This window comes from Catenulispora sp. GAS73 (assembly GCF_041262085.1).
GTDB lineage: Bacteria > Actinomycetota > Actinomycetes > Streptomycetales > Catenulisporaceae > Catenulispora.
Window position 1 is genome coordinate 19,578 of the sequence record NZ_JBGCCM010000037.1, and the last position, 17,555, is coordinate 37,132.

General features: G+C 71.1%; 14 protein-coding genes and 1 pseudogene. 4 read left to right on the forward strand and 11 right to left on the reverse strand.

Translation table 11 applies throughout. From position 1 onward, the window contains the following. Nucleotides 1-156: 156 nt before the first annotated feature. Both ligA and ABH935_RS40205 read right to left on the reverse strand, forming a co-directional pair. The gene (ligA, locus tag ABH935_RS40200) at nucleotides 157-2,337 is read right to left on the reverse strand and encodes an NAD-dependent DNA ligase LigA (RefSeq protein ID WP_370383226.1); all 2,181 of its coding nucleotides are present in this window, start codon (nucleotides 2,335-2,337) and stop codon (nucleotides 157-159) included. Between the two features lie 72 nt (nucleotides 2,338-2,409). Beyond that, nucleotides 2,410-3,447: a methionine synthase gene (locus ABH935_RS40205; RefSeq protein ID WP_370383227.1), complete on the reverse strand. Its 1,038-nt coding sequence runs from the start codon at nucleotides 3,445-3,447 to the stop codon at nucleotides 2,410-2,412. 275 nt (nucleotides 3,448-3,722) lie between these two features. Between ABH935_RS40205 and ABH935_RS40210 the strand changes: the two genes are divergently transcribed. After that, complete coding sequence (locus ABH935_RS40210; protein WP_370383228.1) at nucleotides 3,723-4,172, forward strand: hypothetical protein; 450 nt, start codon at nucleotides 3,723-3,725, stop codon at nucleotides 4,170-4,172. On the opposite strand, the gene ABH935_RS40215 is transcribed toward ABH935_RS40210, so the two are convergent. Continuing rightward, nucleotides 4,139-4,717, reverse strand: a complete 579-nt coding sequence (locus ABH935_RS40215) for an NADPH-dependent FMN reductase (RefSeq protein WP_370383229.1) — start codon at nucleotides 4,715-4,717, stop codon at nucleotides 4,139-4,141. The genes ABH935_RS40210 and ABH935_RS40215 overlap by 34 nt on opposite strands. Before the next feature lie 25 nt (nucleotides 4,718-4,742). Continuing rightward, nucleotides 4,743-5,339, reverse strand: a pseudogene (locus ABH935_RS40220) (YitT family protein); the annotation flags it as partial. 139 nt (nucleotides 5,340-5,478) lie between these two features. On the opposite strand from ABH935_RS40220, the gene ABH935_RS40225 reads away from it, so the two are divergent. Then, the gene (locus ABH935_RS40225; RefSeq protein ID WP_370383306.1) at nucleotides 5,479-5,919 is read left to right on the forward strand and encodes a MarR family winged helix-turn-helix transcriptional regulator; all 441 of its coding nucleotides are present in this window, start codon (nucleotides 5,479-5,481) and stop codon (nucleotides 5,917-5,919) included. A gap of 141 nt (nucleotides 5,920-6,060) precedes the next feature. Here ABH935_RS40225 and ABH935_RS40230 read toward each other — a convergent pair whose 3' ends face one another. Together ABH935_RS40230 and mnmA are read right to left on the reverse strand one after the other, a co-directional pair. Beyond that, on the reverse strand, nucleotides 6,061-7,791 hold the full coding sequence (locus tag ABH935_RS40230; RefSeq protein WP_370383230.1) for a penicillin-binding transpeptidase domain-containing protein: 1,731 nt from the start codon (nucleotides 7,789-7,791) through the stop codon (nucleotides 6,061-6,063). A 94-nt stretch (nucleotides 7,792-7,885) separates the two neighbouring features. After that, on the reverse strand, nucleotides 7,886-8,962 hold the full coding sequence (gene mnmA, locus ABH935_RS40235) for a tRNA 2-thiouridine(34) synthase MnmA (RefSeq protein WP_370383231.1): 1,077 nt from the start codon (nucleotides 8,960-8,962) through the stop codon (nucleotides 7,886-7,888). A 79-nt stretch (nucleotides 8,963-9,041) separates the two neighbouring features. Here mnmA and ABH935_RS40240 point away from each other — a divergent pair, with 79 nt between their 5' ends. Beyond that, on the forward strand, nucleotides 9,042-10,307 hold the full coding sequence (locus ABH935_RS40240; protein ID WP_370383232.1) for an NAD(P)/FAD-dependent oxidoreductase: 1,266 nt from the start codon (nucleotides 9,042-9,044) through the stop codon (nucleotides 10,305-10,307). A 37-nt stretch (nucleotides 10,308-10,344) separates the two neighbouring features. Here ABH935_RS40240 and ABH935_RS40245 read toward each other — a convergent pair whose 3' ends face one another. The 4 genes from ABH935_RS40245 to ABH935_RS40260 form a co-directional block, all read right to left on the reverse strand. After that, a complete protein-coding gene (locus tag ABH935_RS40245) occupies nucleotides 10,345-10,914 on the reverse strand; it encodes a hypothetical protein (RefSeq protein ID WP_370383233.1) in 570 nt (189 codons plus the stop codon). Nucleotides 10,915-11,011: 97 nt separating this feature from the next. Beyond that, on the reverse strand, nucleotides 11,012-12,184 hold the full coding sequence (locus tag ABH935_RS40250) for a cysteine desulfurase family protein (protein ID WP_370383234.1): 1,173 nt from the start codon (nucleotides 12,182-12,184) through the stop codon (nucleotides 11,012-11,014). A 139-nt stretch (nucleotides 12,185-12,323) separates the two neighbouring features. Continuing rightward, nucleotides 12,324-13,373: a GDSL-type esterase/lipase family protein gene (locus ABH935_RS40255; protein WP_370383235.1), complete on the reverse strand. Its 1,050-nt coding sequence runs from the start codon at nucleotides 13,371-13,373 to the stop codon at nucleotides 12,324-12,326. A gap of 9 nt (nucleotides 13,374-13,382) precedes the next feature. Then, entirely contained in the window at nucleotides 13,383-14,768 is a 1,386-nt protein-coding gene (locus ABH935_RS40260) for an MBOAT family protein (protein WP_370383236.1), read from the reverse strand. Between the two features lie 127 nt (nucleotides 14,769-14,895). On the opposite strand from ABH935_RS40260, the gene ABH935_RS40265 reads away from it, so the two are divergent. Continuing rightward, a complete protein-coding gene (locus tag ABH935_RS40265) occupies nucleotides 14,896-16,620 on the forward strand; it encodes a protein kinase (RefSeq protein WP_370383237.1) in 1,725 nt (574 codons plus the stop codon). Here the strand turns inward: ABH935_RS40265 and ABH935_RS40270 are convergent. Beyond that, nucleotides 16,592-17,542 carry an electron transfer flavoprotein subunit alpha/FixB family protein gene (locus ABH935_RS40270; protein WP_370383238.1) on the reverse strand — a complete coding sequence of 317 codons (951 nt, stop codon included), beginning with the start codon at nucleotides 17,540-17,542 and terminating at the stop codon, nucleotides 16,592-16,594. The two genes, ABH935_RS40265 and ABH935_RS40270, sit on opposite strands and share 29 nt — an antisense overlap. Between the last annotated feature and the right edge of the window lie 13 nt (nucleotides 17,543-17,555).

The window sequence follows — 17,555 nt, forward strand, 5'->3', positions numbered from 1 at the left end:
CCCTCCTGTACCGGAGCTCTTCTGAACAACTTCAGCGTCGGTGCGCGCGTCAGCGAACGGGCTGACGCGGCCATATTGCCGTATCAGAACGTCGCCGACCAGAGACGGACCGTAAAGGTTTCGCCTTGGTCTTGACGGGCGAGCAGGGCGTCGGTGTCAGGCCCCTGCTTCCGCCACTGTAGCGGCAGCCGCCTCGGGACCGGCCCCCAACAGGACCTTGAAACCCTCCTCGTCGAGCACCTTCACCCCCAAGCTCAGGGCCTTGTCATACTTGCTGCCGGGGTTATCCCCTACGACGACGAATGAGGTTTTCTTGGAGACCGAACCGCTCACCTTCGCACCCCGGCTGGTGAGTTCCTCGGCGGCGCCATCCCGTGTGAAACCGGCCAATGTGCCCGTTACGACCACGCTCAATCCCTCAAGAGGCCTCGGGCCTTCCGGCTGAGATTCCACAACAGGCACCACGCCGGCGGCCTGCCACTTGCCGATGATCTCGCGGTGCCAGTCCACGGCGAACCACTCGACGATCGCGGTGGCGATGGTCGGGCCGATGCCCTCGGCGGCCTTCAGCTCGTCCTCGGTGGCGTTGGCCAGAGCGTCGAAGGACGGGAACTCGCGGGCCAGCACCCGGGCCGCGGTCGGACCGACGTGCCGGATCGACAGCGAGACCAGGAAACGCCACAGCGGCCGGTCGGTCTTCACCAGCTCCAACTGCTGCAACAGCAGTTCGGTGGTCGCGGTCGGAACGCTGGGCTTCTTCGGCGTGCCCTTGGTGTAGAAGTACGGCACCAGCTCCATCTCGCCGGGCTGGGCGTCCGCGCCGCGCTTGGCCTGCAGCATCTTGAGCTCGGCCAGGTCCTCGACCTTGAGGCTCAACAGATCGCCCTCGTCGTGCACCGGCGCGGTGCCGCCGGCCGGCTGGGTCAGCGCCACCGCCGACTCGTAGCCGAGAGCCTCGATGTCCAGCGCGTTGCGGCTGCCCATGAAGTCGATGCGCTCGCGGATCTGCCCGAGGCAGAACTGCGAGTTCGGGCAGCGCAGGTCGATGTCGCCCTCCTTCTGCGGGGCCAGCTTGGTCCCGCAGTCCGGGCAGTTCTCCGGCATCACGAAGTCGCGCTCGGAGCCGTCGCGCAGGTCCTGCACCGCGCCGACGATCTCCGGGATCACGTCGCCGGCCTTGCGCAGGATCACCGTGTCGCCGATCTTCAGGCCCTTCTTCACCACGATCTCCTGGTTGTGGAGCGTGGCGTTCTGGACCGTGGAGCCGGCGACCGTGACCGGCTCCATCACCGCGTACGGCGTCACCCGGCCGGTGCGGCCGACCTGGACCCGGATGTCCAGCAGCTTGGTGGTGACCTCCTCCGGCGGGTACTTGAAGGCGATGGCCCAGCGCGGGGCGCGGGAGGTACTGCCCAGGCGGCCCTGGATGGCGAGGGCGTCGACCTTGACCACCACGCCGTCGATCTCGTGCTCGACGTCGTGGCGGTGCTTGTTGTAGTAGTCGATGTACTTCTGGACGTCCTTCAGGGTCTTGACGACCTTGACCCGGTCCGAGGTCGGCAGGCCCCAGGCCTTGAGGGCCTCGTAGGAGTGGGACTGCGAGGTCGGGGTGAAGCCCTGCCGGGCGCCGATGCCGTGCACCACCATCGACAGCGGCCGCTGCGCGGTGATCCGCGGGTCCTTCTGCCGCAGCGAGCCGGCGGCGGCGTTGCGCGGGTTGGCGTAGGAGCGGCCGGTCTCGGCGAGGATCTTCTCGTTCCACGCGTCGAACGCCTTGACCGCGAAGTAGACCTCGCCGCGCACCTCGACCAGCTCCGGCACCGGGAACTCGGCGGTGCCGGTCAGAGTCTGCGGGATGCTCTGGATGGTCTTCGCGTTCGGCGTGATGTCCTCGCCGGTGCGGCCGTCGCCGCGGGTCAGGGCCCGGGTGAGCTTGCCGTTCTGGTAGAGCAGGTTGATCGCCAGGCCGTCGACCTTCAGCTCGCACAGCAGGTCCGGCAGCGCGCCGAGGTCCTTCTCGATGCGGTCGGCCCAGGTCTGGAGTTCCTCGGCGGTGAACGCGTTGTCCAGCGAGAGCATGCGTTCCAGGTGCGGGACCGAGGTGAACTCGGTCTCGTAGGCGCCGGCCACCTTCTGGGTCGGCGAGTCCGGGGTGCGCAGCTCCGGGTTCGCGTCCTCGATCGCCTCCAGCTGCCGCAGCTTGACGTCGAACTCGGCGTCGCTGATCGTCGGCGCGTCCAGGACGTAGTAGCGGTAGCGCGCGTCCTCGATCTCCTCGGCCAGGGCCGCGTGCTGCTGCGCCGGGGTAGCGGGGGTGGTCTCATCCGTGGCGGACAACGCGTCACCTCACTGGTCAGGGGCCGTTTCGACACTGAAGAATCTACCGCCAGGCACTGACAGTCCCGCAGTTCAGGAAGCTTTGTCCGCCAGCGCGTCGGCCGTGCGGTGGGCCAGCACGAGCGCCTGGCGGGCCCACGGCGGGGTGGCGCCGGCCAGGCCGCAGGTCGGGGTGATCGTCGTCGCCTCGGCCAGCTGCGCCGCCGAGAAGCCCAGGCGGGTCAGGGACAGCACCTTGTCGAGGAGCTGGTTGACGCCGGGGGCGCGGGCCGGGTCCACGGACGGCACCACGCCGAGCATCAGGCCGACCCCGGCCTCGATCGCCTCGCCGAACTGTTCGTCGCGCGCCGGCGAGGTGCCGGGCCCGGTGGCGTCGATCGTGGTGGCATCGATCGTGGTGGCGTCGAAGGAGATGTAGTCGGCACCCGCCCTGCGCAGCAGCTCGATCGGGACGTCCGGGGCGCAGCAGTGCACGGCGGCCTCGGCGCCGGCGTCGTGCACGGCCTTGACCAGGCCGGCCAGCGTCTCCCGGGCCACCGACTCCTCGACCGCGCGCAGCCGGCCGAAGCCGCTGGCGGTGGGCACGGTTCCGCGCAGGACGCCGGGCAGCGCCGGCTCGTCCAGCTGCACCAGCAGCGCCCCGGCCCGCGGAACCCGCTTGCGCACGTCGGCGATGTGCAGCTTCAGCCCCTCGGTCAGGGACTCGGCGAGGTCGCGGACGGCGCCGAGGTCGGACAGCATCCGGTCCCCGTGCCGCAGTTCCAGGGTCGCGGCCAGCGACCACGGGCCGACGACCTGGACCTTCATCGTCTGCGTGAACTCCTGGGCGTTCTCCTCCAGCAGGTCCAGATCCTGGCGCAGGAACGAGTCCGCGCGCCGGGCGTCGCGGCCCGGCCGCTCGGTGAGCCGCCAGCCGCTGGGCTGCACCTCGGCGTGGAGCTCCACGAGGAAGGCGGTGCCGCGGCCGATCATGTCCGCGCCCACCCCGCGCCCCGGGAGTTCGGGAAGGTGCGGCAGGTCCGGCAACTCGTCGAAGACCAGGCGGTTGGCCGCTCCGGCGTCGGTGCCGGGCAGGGAGCCGATACCGGTGGCGCGTGGGGGTCGGTGCATGGGACGAAGCGTAGCCAAAATACGGCCGAGGCCTGTTCGGCAACCCTCGCGACCGCCGCGACGTCCTCTGCGTGCGGACCCATGCCGGGACCGCGCGGTCTCGCGGCTGTGGCGCGCGCCCCGACATCACCCGGTGGGGTGTCGAATGCACGAGCCGAGAGCCTTGCTCGCCGCTATTGTGACCAGCACCAGACCGTGTGAAAGCCCGCCACCAGCCCTGTTCCCCAAGCCCGCTCGCCCCCCGGTGACCGTTTTGACTTCCTGGAGCCCGTCCCGTGTCGACCGTGTTCTTCGCCGCGAGCCCCGCCGAGCTGCGGGTGGTGGCGGCCGCCGCGGCCCGTGCCGACACCTCGGCGGTGCTGGCCGCACTGGACACCGTTCCGGCCGGCGATCTGGATCCCGCGCAGCTGATCGACCTGGATCTGCTGGTCACCGGCAACGATCCGGCGGAGGTGCGGGAGGCGGTGCTCACCCCGGCGCATGAGGGCCCTGACGATGCCGGGGGCACGGTGTTGTTACCCGTGCGGGCCGCTCTGGGCTCGCGACTGGCGCATCTGAGCGACCACGACGTCGACGCGCTCGCGGAGCGCTGGGCGGCCGCCGACGGGGCCGCGGACGGCGGCTGGGACGCCTATCGGTGCGGGCAGCTGATCCGGTCGCTGTCGTTGCTCGCGCTGTTGGCGGGAGCGGATCAGCGGGAGCTGTTCGTGCGCTTCGACAGCTGACTCAGTACTTCGGTGTAGCGCAGCAGTTCTTCGAGGAGAAGGTGGACGCCGCGCGCTCTGCGTTCGCCGGGGTTCAGGCGGCCGTCGGGGTCCAGCACCTCGCGCAGTGGGAGTGTCACGACGTCCGGCAGCGGCGTCATCCCCAGCGCCACCGCGACCGGCGTGATCATCTCGACGGCGCGCAGGCCCGCCGACGACATGCCGTAGCTGACGTAGCCGACAGGCTTGCCGGCCCACTCCGCGTACAGGGCGTCGAGGGCGTTCTTCAGCGGCGCGGTGATCCCGCGGTTGTACTCCGCGGCGAGGATCAGGAAGGCGTCGGCGGCGTCCACCATCGCGCTCCACCGGCGGGTGTGGTCGTGGATGTACGCACCCTCAGACGGATGATCCGGTTCGTCGAGGAACGGCAAGGCGATCTCGGCCAGGTCGGCCACTTCGACGTCGAAGCCGCCGTGTTCGCGGGCCAGGTCGAGCACCCAGTCCGCGACGGCGGTGCCGATCCGTCCCGGACGGGTCGTGCTGGTGATGATGAGCAGGCGGGGCATGGTGGCCTCCGGTCGGATTCGGTGTCGGATTCAGGTCGAAGCGGGCGATGAAGTATTGGGCGAGCGGCCCGATCGCGACGGCGAACAACACGGTCCCGACGCCGACGGTCCCGCCGAGCAGCCAGCCGGCGGCGAGCACCGCGACCTCGATGCCGGTGCGCGTCAGGCGCAGCGACTTGCCGGCCCGCGCGGACAGGCCGGTCATCAGGCCGTCGCGCGGGCCCGGGCCGAGCCCGGCGCCGACGTAGAGCCCGGTGGCGACGCCGTTCAGCGCGATGCCGCCGAGGAGCAGTGCGACGCGGGGCGTCAGCGCGTGCGGCGCCGGCAGGACGCCGAGGGTGGCGTCGGCGGCCAGGCCGACCACGACGACGTTGCTCGCCGTGCCGAAGCCGGGACGTTGCCGCAGCGGGATCCAGGCCAGCAGCACCAGCGCGCCGACGACGATCACGACCCGCCCCAGCGGCAGGCCGGTGTGCCGGGCCAGGCCCTGGTGCAGCACGTCCCAGGAGGCCAGGCCCAGCCCCGAGGCGACCATCAGCGCCGTGCTGGCGCCGAACAGTACGAGCCCGGCGAAGAGCTGAGCCAGGCGGCGCGGCAGAGGCGCCGGCGTGGTCCTGGTCATCGCGACCCTCCTTCCGTTCAGTTGGTGACGTGTCAACAAGTCTGCGCCAAGGTTGGTGACGTGTCAACCACAGCGCTAGAATGCGGCCGTGACCACGCCCGAACCCCGCGCCCGACCCCGCTGGCTGAACGACGACGAGATGCGCGCCTGGCTGGCGTACCGCCGCATGCGCCTGCTGCTCAGCGCCGAGATCAACCGCGACCTGGCCCAGGACGCGGGGCTGTCGGAGGCCGACTACGACGTGCTGTCGAACCTGACCACCACGGACGACCGGCGCCGGCTCAGCGAGCTGGCCGCGCGCATGCAGTGGTCGAAGAGCCGGCTGTCGCACCACATCACGCGCATGGAACAGCGCGGTCTGGTGCGCCGCGAGGAGGTGGACGGCGACGCGAGAGGCTCGTTCGTGGTCCTGACACCGCAGGGGCGCCGCACGATCGAACAGGCCGCGCCGGGGCACGTCGCCTCGGTGCGTCGGCATCTGATGGACCGGCTCACCCCGGAGCAGATCAGGGTGCTGGGAGAGATCGGCGACGTGGTGCTGGGCCCGCTGGAGGACCGCGGCCACGACCCAGAAGACTGACACCCGGCGCCGAGCGACGCCATCGGAAACGCCGGCGATCCCGGCCCCGGAACGCCGAATGCCCCGGACCGCGAAGATCCGGGGCACCAGAGGGCAGTACTGGTCAGAAAGCGCTGCCGGACCGGCCGGCACCGCCGCGCGTCAGCTCAGGCCGGCGTTCTTCATCATGGCGGCGATGGCCGGGCCGGCCGCCGCGTTGCCGAACCCGCCGTTGAGCACCAGCGCGGAGACCGCGATGTCGTGCTGCGGGTCCATGGCGATCATCCAGGAGTCGGTCGGGTCCGTGGCGTTCGGCTCGGCCGAACCGGTCTTGGCGCCCAGGGTCGGCGAGATGTTCTGCAGCGAGGTCGCGGTACCGTCGGTGATCACGCCGCGCATCATCGTCTGCAGGTTCTGGTCCACGTTCGCGGGCAGCGGCTGGGCCTTGGCCGGGCCCTGGAAGCCGGGGATCAGGACCGGCTGGTGGAACTGGCCGGTGGCCACCGTCGCGGCGATCGAGGCCATGGTCAGCGGGCACATCGTGGTCTTGCCCTGGCCGAAGGCCGAGGCGGCGAGCAGGCTGTGGGTGTCGGCGGGCGGCACCTGCAGGTTGCCTGGAGTGCAGTAGGTGGCCTGGCCGATGCCCATGTCCCAGGGCTGGTTCAGCCCGTAGTAGTCGTGGACGGTCTTGGACAGGCTGTCCAGCGCCAGGTTGTGCCCGATCGTCGCGTTCACGAACGAGGTGTTGCAGGACTTCTCATAAGCCAGCAGCAGGTTGGCGCCGGTGAAGCCGTCTTTCAGGCCCTCGTCGTTGTGGTAGACCTCGGTGCCCACCTTGGCGGTCGCCGTGCAGTCCGCGGGGTCCGTCAGCTGCATGCCGCCGAGCATCAGGGCCGTGGAGGTCACCGTCTTGAACGTCGAGCCCGGGGCGCGTGTGGCCGCGTAGGCCATCTTCGTGTTGTTCTTGTTGTTCGTCGCGATGGCCAGGATCTCGCCGGTGGACGGCTTGATCACCACCATGCCGGAGTTCGGGTACGCCTGGAGCGCGGTCTCCGCGGCGGTCTGGATCTTCGCGTCGAACGTCGAGCCGAGCTGCAGGCCGCTGGTGGTGTTCGGCGCGCCGAGCTGGATCGAGTTCGAGCCGGGGATCTGCAGGCCGGTGTTGTTGTCGACGAACTGGATCTGCAGCGAGGCCTGGGCGCCGTTCTGCGGCTTGGAGACCGCCAGCTTGGTCAGCAGGGTGGCGATGCTCGGGTGGTCCTTGCCGGACAGCGGGACGCCGTTGCGGTCGGCGACCGGCACCGAGGGCGGCACCGCCTTCAGGTTCGACGCCCCGCTCAGCTGCGGGTTGATGACCGCCGAGGCCCAGTGCACCAGCGCCGGGTTGTTCCCGGTCGGCGGCAGCACAGCCATCGTGGAGTTGTAGGACCACGTCAGGCCGTCTTCGAAGGTGTCTGTGACGCTGAAGTCGTAGTGGACCGCGTTGTTCAGCGGGTTCGGCGTGGCCGGGCTGCTCGGGGCGCCCGGAGTCGCCGAGCCCGAGCCCGACGCGGAGCCGGTCGCCGAGCCGGCGCTGCTCGGCGCGTTCATCTGCGAGCCCAGCTTGAGCACGATGGACTTCGGCGCCAGGGATTCCATCACGGACTTCAGCCGCGGCCCCGCCTTGTCCGGCAGGTCGGTCAGCGCCCCGGCCTTGGTGTAGTCCCCGGACTGCCAGGCCGCCAGGAACGCCGCCGCGGCCGTGTCGGTCGGGCTCGCGCCGGCGGAGGTGGTCGTCTGGGTACCGCCGTTCGCCGCCGGCTTGGGCTTGGAGCTGCCGGAACACCCGGCGGTGACGACTGCGAGCGAGGTCGCTATCGCGGCTATAGCCAGGAGCGTGCGTCGTGAACCCATCGGGGTCCCTCCCCATACTGTCGGATCGGGTTTTTCAGCCTACGACCCTAACCGACGCACATGAGGCCTGATTGGTTGGCCTTTGGCCGACCTTTTAACGTGAGGTCTGCGCCACGGTGGCGGAACCGATGACCCGAGTCCCGTCATAAAGGACGGCAGCCTGTCCCGGTGCGAGGCCTCGAACCGGCTCATGCAGCACCACTTCGACGGCGTCCGGACCGGTGCGCTCGGCGGTGGCCGGCACGCCCGCGCCGTGCGCGCGCAGCTGCGCGTGGCACTCGATCCGGCCGGTGAACTCCGGACCGCACCACCGCAGCTTGATCCCGGACAGGCCGGTGACGTCCAGCTCCTCGGCCGTCCCGACGGTCACGGTGTTGCTGACCGGCGAGATGTCCAGCACGTAGCGCGGCCGGCCGTCCCCGGCCGGATCGCCGATCCGCAGGCCCCGGCGCTGGCCGATCGTGAAGCCCCAGGCGCCGTCGTGCTCGCCGACCTTGCGGCCGGCGCTGTCCACGATCGGGCCGTTGCTGGTGCCCAGCGTCTTGGCCAGATACGCCTTGGTGTCCCCGTCAGGGATGAAGCAGACGTCGTGGCTGTCGGGCTTCTTGGCCACGTACAGGCCGCGCTCGGCCGCCTCGGCGCGGACCGCGGTCTTGGTGTCGTCGCCGAGCGGGAACAGGGAGTGCGCGATCTGGTCGGTGTCCAGGACGCCCAGGACGTACGACTGGTCCTTGGCCGGGTCCGCGGCGCGGTGCAGCTCCGGGCCGTGCGGGCCGTCGAGCAGGCGCGCGTAGTGGCCGGTGGCGACCGCGTCGAAGCCCAGCGCCCGCGCCTTGTCCAGCACCGCGGCGAACTTGATCTTCTCGTTGCAGCGCAGGCAGGGGTTCGGGGTGCGGCCGGCCTGGTACTCCGCCACGAAGTCGTCGATCACGTCCTCGTGGAACCGGTCGGACATGTCCCAGATGTAGAAGGGGATGCCGAGCATGTCGGCGGCGCGCCGGGCGTCGTGCGAGTCCTCGATCGTGCAGCAGCCGCGCGCGCCGTCGCGCAGGGCTTGGCGGTTGCGGGACAGCGCGAGATGGACGCCGGTCACCTCGTGACCCGCGTCCCGGACCCGGGCGGCAGCCACCGCCGAATCGACACCACCGGACATCGCAGCCAAGACACGCATGGGTCAAGGGTACGTGGAATGGTTGACTGTGAGGCGGGTCATAAGGGGCGGGGGACGGCTACCACGAGCGGAGGACGCCATGAGCGGCGCTGAGGGCACGGACAGCAGCATGGTCATCGTCGGTGCGAGCCTGGCCGGGGCCAAGGCCGCCCAGGCCCTGCGCGAGGACGGCTGGGACGGGCCGATCGAGCTGGTCGGCGCCGAACACGACCTGCCCTACGAGCGCCCGCCGCTGTCGAAGGGCTTCCTGCAGGGCAAGGAGGAGCGGGACAAGGTCTTCGTCCACGAATCCGGCGCCTGGTACGTGGAGAACCAGGTCGGGCTGCGCCTGGGCCGCACCGCCGTGGCGATCGACCGGGAGCGGCACGTGGTGCGCCTCGACGACGGCACCGAGGTCGCCTACGGCAAGCTGCTGCTGGCCACCGGCTCGGCGCCGCGCCGGCTGAACGTCTTCGGCGGCGACGCGAAGAACCTGCGCTACTTCCGCACCCTGCAGGACAGCGAGCGCACCAAGGACGAGCTGATCCCGGGCTCGCGGCTGACCATCATCGGCGCCGGCTGGATCGGGCTGGAGGTCGCGGCGGCGGCGCGCGAGAAGGACGTCGAGGTGACGGTGCTGGAGGCGCTGGAGCAGCCGCTGCTGCGGGTGCTCGGGCCGGAGGTCGGCGCGCAGTTCGCCGCGCTGCACCGGGCACACGACGTGGACCTGCGCCTGGGCGCCGGCGTGGACTCCTTCGCGCTGCAGGACGTGGACGGCGTCGAGCAGGCGACCCGGGTCCGGCTGGCCGACGGGACCGAGATCGAGGCCGACCACATCCTGGTCGCGGTCGGCGCCGCCCCGAACACCGGGCTGGCCGAGGCCGCCGGGCTGGAGGTCTCGAACGGAATCGTGGTGGATGCCACGCTGCGGACCGCGGACCCGGACGTGTTCGCCGCCGGCGACGTCGCCAGCGCCTGGCACCCGTTCTACGACGAGCCGATCCGGGTCGAACACTGGGCCAACGCGCTGAACCAGCCGAAGGTCGCGGCGGCGTCGATGATGGGGGTCACGGACCTGAAGTACGACCGGCTGCCGTACTTCTACACCGACCAGTACGACCTCGGCATGGAGTACGTCGGGCACATCCCGGCCTCGGGGTACGACGAGGTGGTTTTCCGGGGCGACCCGGCTTCCGGGGCGTACATGGCGTTCTGGCTGGCCGGCGGGAAGGTGCTGGCCGGGATGAACGCGAACGTGTGGGACGTGGTGGACGAGGTGCGGAACCTGATTCTGGGCCGCGCCACGGTGGATCTGACGCGGCTGCGGAACCCGGCGGTGCCGCTGGCGGAGGTCGCCGCGCGGTGAGCTGGAATCCGCTCTCCCGGAGGACCGGGAGCGGGGGCTAGTACTCCAGATCGCCCTGGTTGATGCACACGTTCAGGAACGTGATGTTGGTGGTGCTGAGGTTGTAGAGGATCCCGTGCGGATCCATCTTCCACTGCTCCCCACGCACCCCGAGGTTCGACCAGATCCCCTCGGCCCACCAGCCGCCCTCGTTGTCGGCCGCGCGGATCTGGTTGGACAGGCCGTAGTCGCGCAGGTCCAGCAGGCTGTTGGTGTTCTCCCACGGGCACCATAGCGATCCGGTGCTCAGGCGCACGCCGGAGGCGATGACGTTGGACGTGGTGTAGAGGCAGACTTCGCCGGTGCTGCATCCGGCGAAGTCGTAGGCGACGGCGCTGCCGGGAGCGGTCGCCGGCTTGTAGGTGAGCGTGACGCCTTCCTTGGCGTAGTGGATCGAGTCGCCGTCCACCACTCCCCCGGACTTGCGGGCGAGCTGGGCCTTGATGGAGTCCTGGACCCACTTCTGCCCGGAGTCGACGGAGGCGGACGCCGGATCGGCGGCCAGCGCCGCGCAGGAGAGCAGCAGCACACCCGCCAGAAGCGCGAGCATGGAACGCGTGCGAAGCATGATGCCCCATTCGTCGCCGACATGACCCGACGGGAACTCAGAGTCCTGTCGCGCGAGGCCGGCTGTCAATGGAGTGTCCTGAAACGGACAGCCACCCCTAGCTGAGTCCGGCGGCGCGCGCCCGGGAGACCACCGGGCCGATGGCCTCGGCCAGCGCGTCCACATCAGCCTTCGACGATGTGTGCCCCAGCGAGAAGCGCAGCGACCCGCGGGCCGGCTCGCCGTCGACCCCCATCGCCAGCAGCACGTGGCTGGGCTGTGCGACGCCGGCCGAGCAGGCCGAGCCGGTCGAGCACTCCACGCCGCGGGCGTCGAGCAGCATCAGCAGCGAGTCGCCCTCGCAGCCCGGGAAGGTCATGTTGGCGATGCCGGGCAGGCCGGTCCCGACGCCGCGGTCGCCGTTCACCACCGCGTCCGGCACCTCGGCGCAGACTCGGGCGATGAGGTCGTCGCGCAGCGCCGCCAGCGTCTCGGCCTTGGCCTCGCGGTCCTTGACCGCCTCCACCACCGCGGCCGCGAAGCCCGCGATGGCCGGGGTGTCCAGGGTGCCGGAGCGCACGTCGCGCTCCTGGCCGCCGCCGTGCAGCACTGGGACCGCCTGGGTCTTGCGGCCCAGGAGCAGGGCGCCGACGCCGATCGGGCCGCCGATCTTGTGCGCGGTGAAGGTCATCGCGGACAGGCCGCTGGCGCTCCAGTCCACGTCCAGCGCGCCGACCGCCTGGACGGCGTCGGAGTGCGTCGGGATGCCGTACTCGTGGCAGACGGCGGCCAGGTCGCGGACCGGCTGGACCGTACCTACCTCGTTGTTCGCCCACATCACCGTGGCCAGGGCCACGGAGTCCGGGTCGCGCTCGATCGCCGCGCGCAGCGTCTCGGGGTGCACCCGGCCCAGGGAGTCCACCGGGAGCCAGTCGAGCTCGGCGCCCTCGTGCTCTTCCAGCCAGCTCAGCGGGTCCAGGACGGCGTGATGCTCGATCTTCGCGGCCAGGATGCGCCGGCGGCGGGGGGCGGCGTCGCGGCGGGCCCAGTACAGCCCCTTGACCGCCAGGTTGTCGCTCTCGGTCCCGCCGGAGGTGAACACCACCTCGGAGGGACGCGCCCCCAGGGCCTCGGCGATCTGTTCCCGGGACTCCTCGACCACGCGCCGGGCGGCGCGGCCGGCGGCGTGCAGGGAGTTGGCGTTCCCGGTGCGGCCCAGCTGAGCCGTCATCGCGTCGACGGCGGCCGGGAGCATGGGGGTCGTCGCGGCGTGATCCAGATATACGGCCATGATTAGCTGCGATTCTAAGGGCTGGCTGACTGTGGCGGTTGTCGTGCCCGGCACCGCCTGGTCCACGGGGGTCACCCGGAGGCCGGAGGGCACGCGGAAACGGGGGGTCTGTTACCGCCCGCCGTAGTCGCTAAGGCGGTCAGCCCAGCGTGTATTCCCCGCGCAGCGCGGCCAGGATGATCCGCGCCGGGAAGACCGAGCCGGGGAAGCTGAAGTGGATTCCGTCGTGCTGGCGCGCGAGGACCCGGTGACCGGCGGCGTCGGTGAGGTAGTCGGTGTAGTGGCCGTGGTCGGAGGTCGGCCCGGCGACGTCCACATAGCGGAGCCCGGGGACGTTCGGCACGGCCGCGCGCACCGCGTCGTTGATGCGCGCGAAGATGTGGATCCAGGGCGCCGAGCGCGGGACCGGCGGGCCGACCCAGTAGACGCGGCGCTGCGGGTCGCCGGCGATGAAGTCGCGGGAGACGGCCTCGACACGGCGTGAGTACTCCGCGTTCCAGGCGTTCGAGCCGACGTCGGCACCGTGCAGCGGCCAGCCGTCGTTCGCGCCGAGGACCATGATCACGACGTCCGGGTCGAAGGCCGCGGCGTCCTGCGCGGCCTCGTCGGACCAGTCGAACACGGACGGCTGGGTGAGGCCGGTGCCGGTGCGCGCCTGGACTCTGACCTTGGCCGGGAGGTGGTCGGCGGCGACCAGGCGGGCCAGCTGCAGGCCGTCGAAGTCGGAGAGCGAGTCGCCGGTGACCAGGATGCGGAGCGGGTCGTCCGCGGTGGCGTGGCGGACCGCGGCGCCGACCGGGGCGAGGCGGGGCTCGGGGGTGGAGTCGGTGGTGGGGGCAGTTGCGGAGGTGTTGGCGGCTGGGACGCCGGGGGTGGTCGGCGGTGGCTCCGCGACCGGCTGGAGGCGGTCCGCGTCCTGCTCCAGGTGAGTGCGGTGGCCGTCGCCGGTGAGGCTGTCCGGGTGACCGAGCATGGCGTCCAGGGAGGTGCGCGGGCGGTTCAGGTCCAGGGCGCCGGCGATGGTGTCCAGGGGGTGCGCGAAGGCCAGCAGGACATCACGGGTCGGGCCGGGCTGCATGCCCAGCCCGGCGCGGACGACGCCGGCGGTGTTCAGCAGCAGCGCGGTGGCCAGGGCGATGCGGATGACGCGGCCGGCTTGGCGCGCTGTGGTGAGGGGTTCCTCGGACACTGCGTACTCCTAGAACCGGAAGTAGATGAAGGGCGCCACGCCTTGTCCTCCGCTCACCGCGGCGATCACCAAGAGGAGCACGCCGAGGGAGACGCCCTGCGCGTAGACCGGGAGCGTGACGAACGCTTCGCGCAGGCGTGCGCCGGTGCCTCTGGGGATCCACTGCACAGCGAGTGCGGCAGCGATGATGAAGACGATCGCCGGTGTGACGATGCCGGTGCTCGGGCCGTCGGCGAAGAGGCGTCCTAGTACTGCGAAGGCGGTGCCGAGGTCCGGGGCGCGGAAGAAGACCCACGCCAGGCAGACCACGTGGAAGGTGAGGATGCGCGCCGCTGTGGCCTTCACAAGCTGGGGAATCCTTATAGCGAAGGGCATCGCAGGCCACGCACGTTCCACCGCCAAGCCCACGCCGTGGATGCCGCCCCAGATGACGAACGTCCACGCGGCGCCGTGCCATAAGCCGCCGAGGAGCATGGTCAGCATCAGGTTGCGATACGTCTTAGGGGTCCCGCCGCGGTTCCCTCCCAAGGGGATGTAGAGGTAGTCGCGCAGCCATCTGGAGAGCGTCATATGCCAGCGCCTCCAGAAGTCCTGCAGAGAGCGCGCGGTGTAGGGGCGGTCGAAGTTGTCGGGGAAGCGGAATCCCAACAGCAGCGCCAGGCCGATCGCCATGTCCGTATAGGCGGAGAAGTCACAGTAGATCTGGACGGCGTATCCATAGACGGCCATAAGCGTTTCGGTGCCGTTGTGCGCCTCGGGCGTTCCGAAGACCGGCTCGACGAGCTTCGTGCCGATCATGTCGGCCACGACCGTCTTCTTCACCAGGCCGCCGGCGATCAGGCCGAAGGCGCGCGCGGCGGGGATGCGGTTCGGGTCGCGCGGGCCGGACAGTTGCGGGACGAACTCCGAGGCGCGGACGATCGGGCCCGCGACGAGGTGCGGGAAGAAGGACGCGTAGATGGCGTAGTCGAGGGGCTTGGCCAGCGGGGTGCGGCCGCGGTGGACGTCGACGACGTAGGAGATGGCCTGGAACGTATAGAAGGACACTCCTACAGGCAGGACAAGGTGCAGCAGCCCTAAGGAGAGCCCCAGGGAACCGCTCACGGAGTCGCTGAAGAAGTCGAGGTATTTGAAGACGCCGAGGGTGCCGAGATCCAGGGTGATCGCGGTGATCAGCGCGGTCTTGCGGACCTTCTCCGAGTCCTGACGGGTGATGACGGTGGCCGCGAGTTGGTTGACGACGGTGGAGCCCGCCAGGAGGAACACGTAGTGCCAGTCCGCGGCCGCGTAGAAGTAGTACGAGGCGGCGAGGATGAACGGCCGCCAGAGGCGCTGACGAGGCATCAGGGCCCAGGACAGCGGCAGGACGACGGCGAAGAAGAGCGCGAACTGCACGGTGGGGAAGATCAAGGCGGCTGTCCCGGGTGGCCTTTTCGTCAGGAACGGTCGCAATATCTAACGAAACAGAACACCGACGGTCACGGTCTTCACAGCGATCGAGATCGCTCTTAGCGTGTGCGGTATGGCACCGCTGAGTGGGGACGACCCGCGCCACCTGGGCGGTTTCCGGGTCCTGACGCTGCTGGCCGTGGGCGGGATGGGGCGCGTCTACCTGGCGCTGGGGCCGGACCGGAAAGCGGTGGCGCTGAAGGTGGCGCGGCCGGAGTTCGCGGCCGACGCGCGGTTCCGGGCCCGGTTCCGGCGGGAGGTGGAGACGGCTCGGGAGGTGGGTGGCGGCGGTGGCGGTGACGCGGCCGGCGATGGCGGCGATGGCGACGACGGCGGCAGTTCGGCCGGCGACGGCTCAGCTGTTACCGGCGGCAGGGACGCTAGCTCGGCCGGCAGAAGCCGAACCCGCGGCGCGGCGCTGATCGCCCCGGTGGTCGCGGCGGACGCCGACGCGGAGCTGCCGTGGCTGGCGTCGGAGTACGTGCCGGGACCGTCGGTGACGGACGCGGCGATGGAGTTCGGGCCGCTCGGCGACGCGGGCCTTCGCACCCTGACACACGGACTGGCTCTGGCGCTGTCGGAGGTCCACGCAGCGGGCGTGGTGCACCGGGACGTGAAGCCCTCGAACGTGCTGCTGGCCCGCGACGGACCGCGGCTGATCGACTTCGGCGTCGCGCGCGCCATCGACGACCTCGGCCTGACCAGGGTCGGAGCCCTGATCGGCTCCCCCGGCTTCCTGTCCCCGGAGCAGGCGGTCGGTGAGCCGGCGACCTTCGGCTCGGACGTGTTCGCCCTGGCCGCGGTGGTCGCCTACGCCGCCCGCGGCCAAAGCCCCTTCGGTGCCGGCGACGGAGCCGCACTGCTCTACCGCGTCGTGCACGAGCCGCCCAAGCTCGACGGCCTGCCCCCCGACCTGACGGAGGTACTGAGCGCCGCCCTGGCGAAGGACCCCGCCGAGCGACCGACGGCCCCGGAGATCGCGGCCCTGGTCGCGCCAGCCGACCCCTGGCTGCCCGACGCGGTGCTCGACGACATCGCCCGGCGCGAGGCCGAGCTCGCGGCGTGGCTGGAGGTCACGTCTGCCGATCCGCCACGCACCATGGCGGTGGCGGAGACGACGGCTTTCGACTCGGTCGCCGCCACCGCGCTCGACGTGGCGAACACGCCGACGCCGCTGCCGAAGCGCATCGGCAACCGGCGGCGGAGACCTGAAGCAGGAGATCCCGCGGCAGGGCTCGACTCGCCGGCCGACCGCATGCGCCAGCCAGCACTGCCGCACTTCTCGCCGAGCACCGCAGCCGCCGCGCCGCCCGACGAGCAATCCGAGGTCGCACTCGACCGGCCCGGCCCGCCGGCCGGCCGCATCCGCCAGCCCGGCCTCCCGCGCGCATCGACCGCGCACTCAGACCTCGCCGACGCTCCGTCCCACTCAGAACCCGGCGCGCCCGCCACACCCCCCGGCGCCGCCTACGCCGCGTTCCTCCTCGACTCAAGTCCCGAGCCGGTTCCCCCGCCCGCGCCCGCCCCGCAGCCCCTCACCCACCACCGCGCCCCGCGCCGCCGCCGGTTCCCGGTCTATGCCGCCCTCGGAGCCCTCTTGGGCGCCGCCGTCACCGCCGGTGTCCTCCTCGTCCCCGGTGGCGGCCACGGGGCTCCGGGGCCGTCGCAGGGCCCGGTGGGCACCGGCTCGGCCGACGCGTCGGTGACGCAGCAGGCCGCTTCGCCCACCCCGGTGGGTGGGCGAAGCGGCCTAGGGAGCCGTGCGGGAACTACTTCCGCTTCAGGATCTCGTCGGTGACCTGGGGGACCACCTTGAACAGGTCGCCGATGACGCCGTAGTCGGCGAGTTCGAAGATCGGTGCCTCGTCGTCCTTGTTGATGGCGACGATGGTCTTCGAGGTCTGCATGCCGGCGCGGTGCTGGATCGCGCCGGAGATGCCGGCGGCGATGTACAGCTGCGGGGAGACCGTCTTGCCGGTCTGGCCGACCTGCGCCTGGTGCGGGTACCAGCCGGCGTCCACGGCGGCGCGGGAGGCGCCGACGGCCGCGCCGAGGGCGTCGGCCAGCTTCTCGATGATCGCGAAGTTCTCGCCGCTGCCGACGCCGCGGCCGCCGGAGACCACGATCGAGGCCTCGGTGAGCTCGGGGCGGTCGCCCTTGGGGAGCACGACCTTCTCCACGATCTTGGCCAGCTTCGCCGAGTCGGACAGGTCCACGCTCACGTCCACGCGCTCGGCGGCCGCCGGGGCCGCCTCGGGCGCGGTGGCGTTCGGGCGCATCGCGATGATCGGGGTGCCCTGGGTGACCTTGGAGTGCGCCACGGTCGAGCCGCCGAAGATGCTCTGCTCGGCGATCAGCTCGGCGCTGACGTCGACGGCGTCGGTGAGGATGCCGGAGCCGGACTTGACCGCCAGGCGGGCGCCGACCTCCTTGCCCTCGGCGGTGGCCGGGACCAGCACGGCCGCCGGGGCGTGCTCGGCGACCAGCTTGGCCAGCAGCTCGGCCTTGGGGGCGGTGACGTAGCCGTCCAGCTCGGCGTCCTCGGCCACGTACACCTTGGCGGCGCCGTACTCGGCCAGCTTCTCGGCGGCCTTGTCGTAACCGGCGCCGATGAACACCGCGCTCGGCTCGCCCAGCGCGCGGGCCTTGGTCAGCAGCTCCAGCGTGACCTTCTTGACCGCGCCGTCGGCGTGGTCGACGAGGACCAGGATCTCAGCCATTTTCCAAGCTCCC

Excerpts from the sequence above, each read along its gene's own strand:
- ABH935_RS40205 (WP_370383227.1), bottom strand. The coding sequence starts at position 3,447 with ATGCACCGACCCCCACGCGCCACCGGTATCGGCTCCCTGCCCGGCACC.
- ABH935_RS40215 (WP_370383229.1), bottom strand. The coding sequence starts at position 4,717 with ATGCCCCGCCTGCTCATCATCACCAGCACGACCCGTCCGGGACGGATC.
- ABH935_RS40225 (WP_370383306.1), top strand. The coding sequence starts at position 5,479 with ATGCGCGCCTGGCTGGCGTACCGCCGCATGCGCCTGCTGCTCAGCGCC.
- ABH935_RS40230 (WP_370383230.1), bottom strand. The coding sequence starts at position 7,791 with ATGGGTTCACGACGCACGCTCCTGGCTATAGCCGCGATAGCGACCTCG.
- mnmA (WP_370383231.1), bottom strand. The coding sequence starts at position 8,962 with ATGCGTGTCTTGGCTGCGATGTCCGGTGGTGTCGATTCGGCGGTGGCT.
- ABH935_RS40240 (WP_370383232.1), top strand. The coding sequence starts at position 9,042 with ATGAGCGGCGCTGAGGGCACGGACAGCAGCATGGTCATCGTCGGTGCG.
- ABH935_RS40245 (WP_370383233.1), bottom strand. The coding sequence starts at position 10,914 with ATGCTTCGCACGCGTTCCATGCTCGCGCTTCTGGCGGGTGTGCTGCTG.
- ABH935_RS40250 (WP_370383234.1), bottom strand. The coding sequence starts at position 12,184 with ATGGCCGTATATCTGGATCACGCCGCGACGACCCCCATGCTCCCGGCC.
- ABH935_RS40265 (WP_370383237.1), top strand. The coding sequence starts at position 14,896 with ATGGCACCGCTGAGTGGGGACGACCCGCGCCACCTGGGCGGTTTCCGG.
- ABH935_RS40270 (WP_370383238.1), bottom strand. The coding sequence starts at position 17,542 with ATGGCTGAGATCCTGGTCCTCGTCGACCACGCCGACGGCGCGGTCAAG.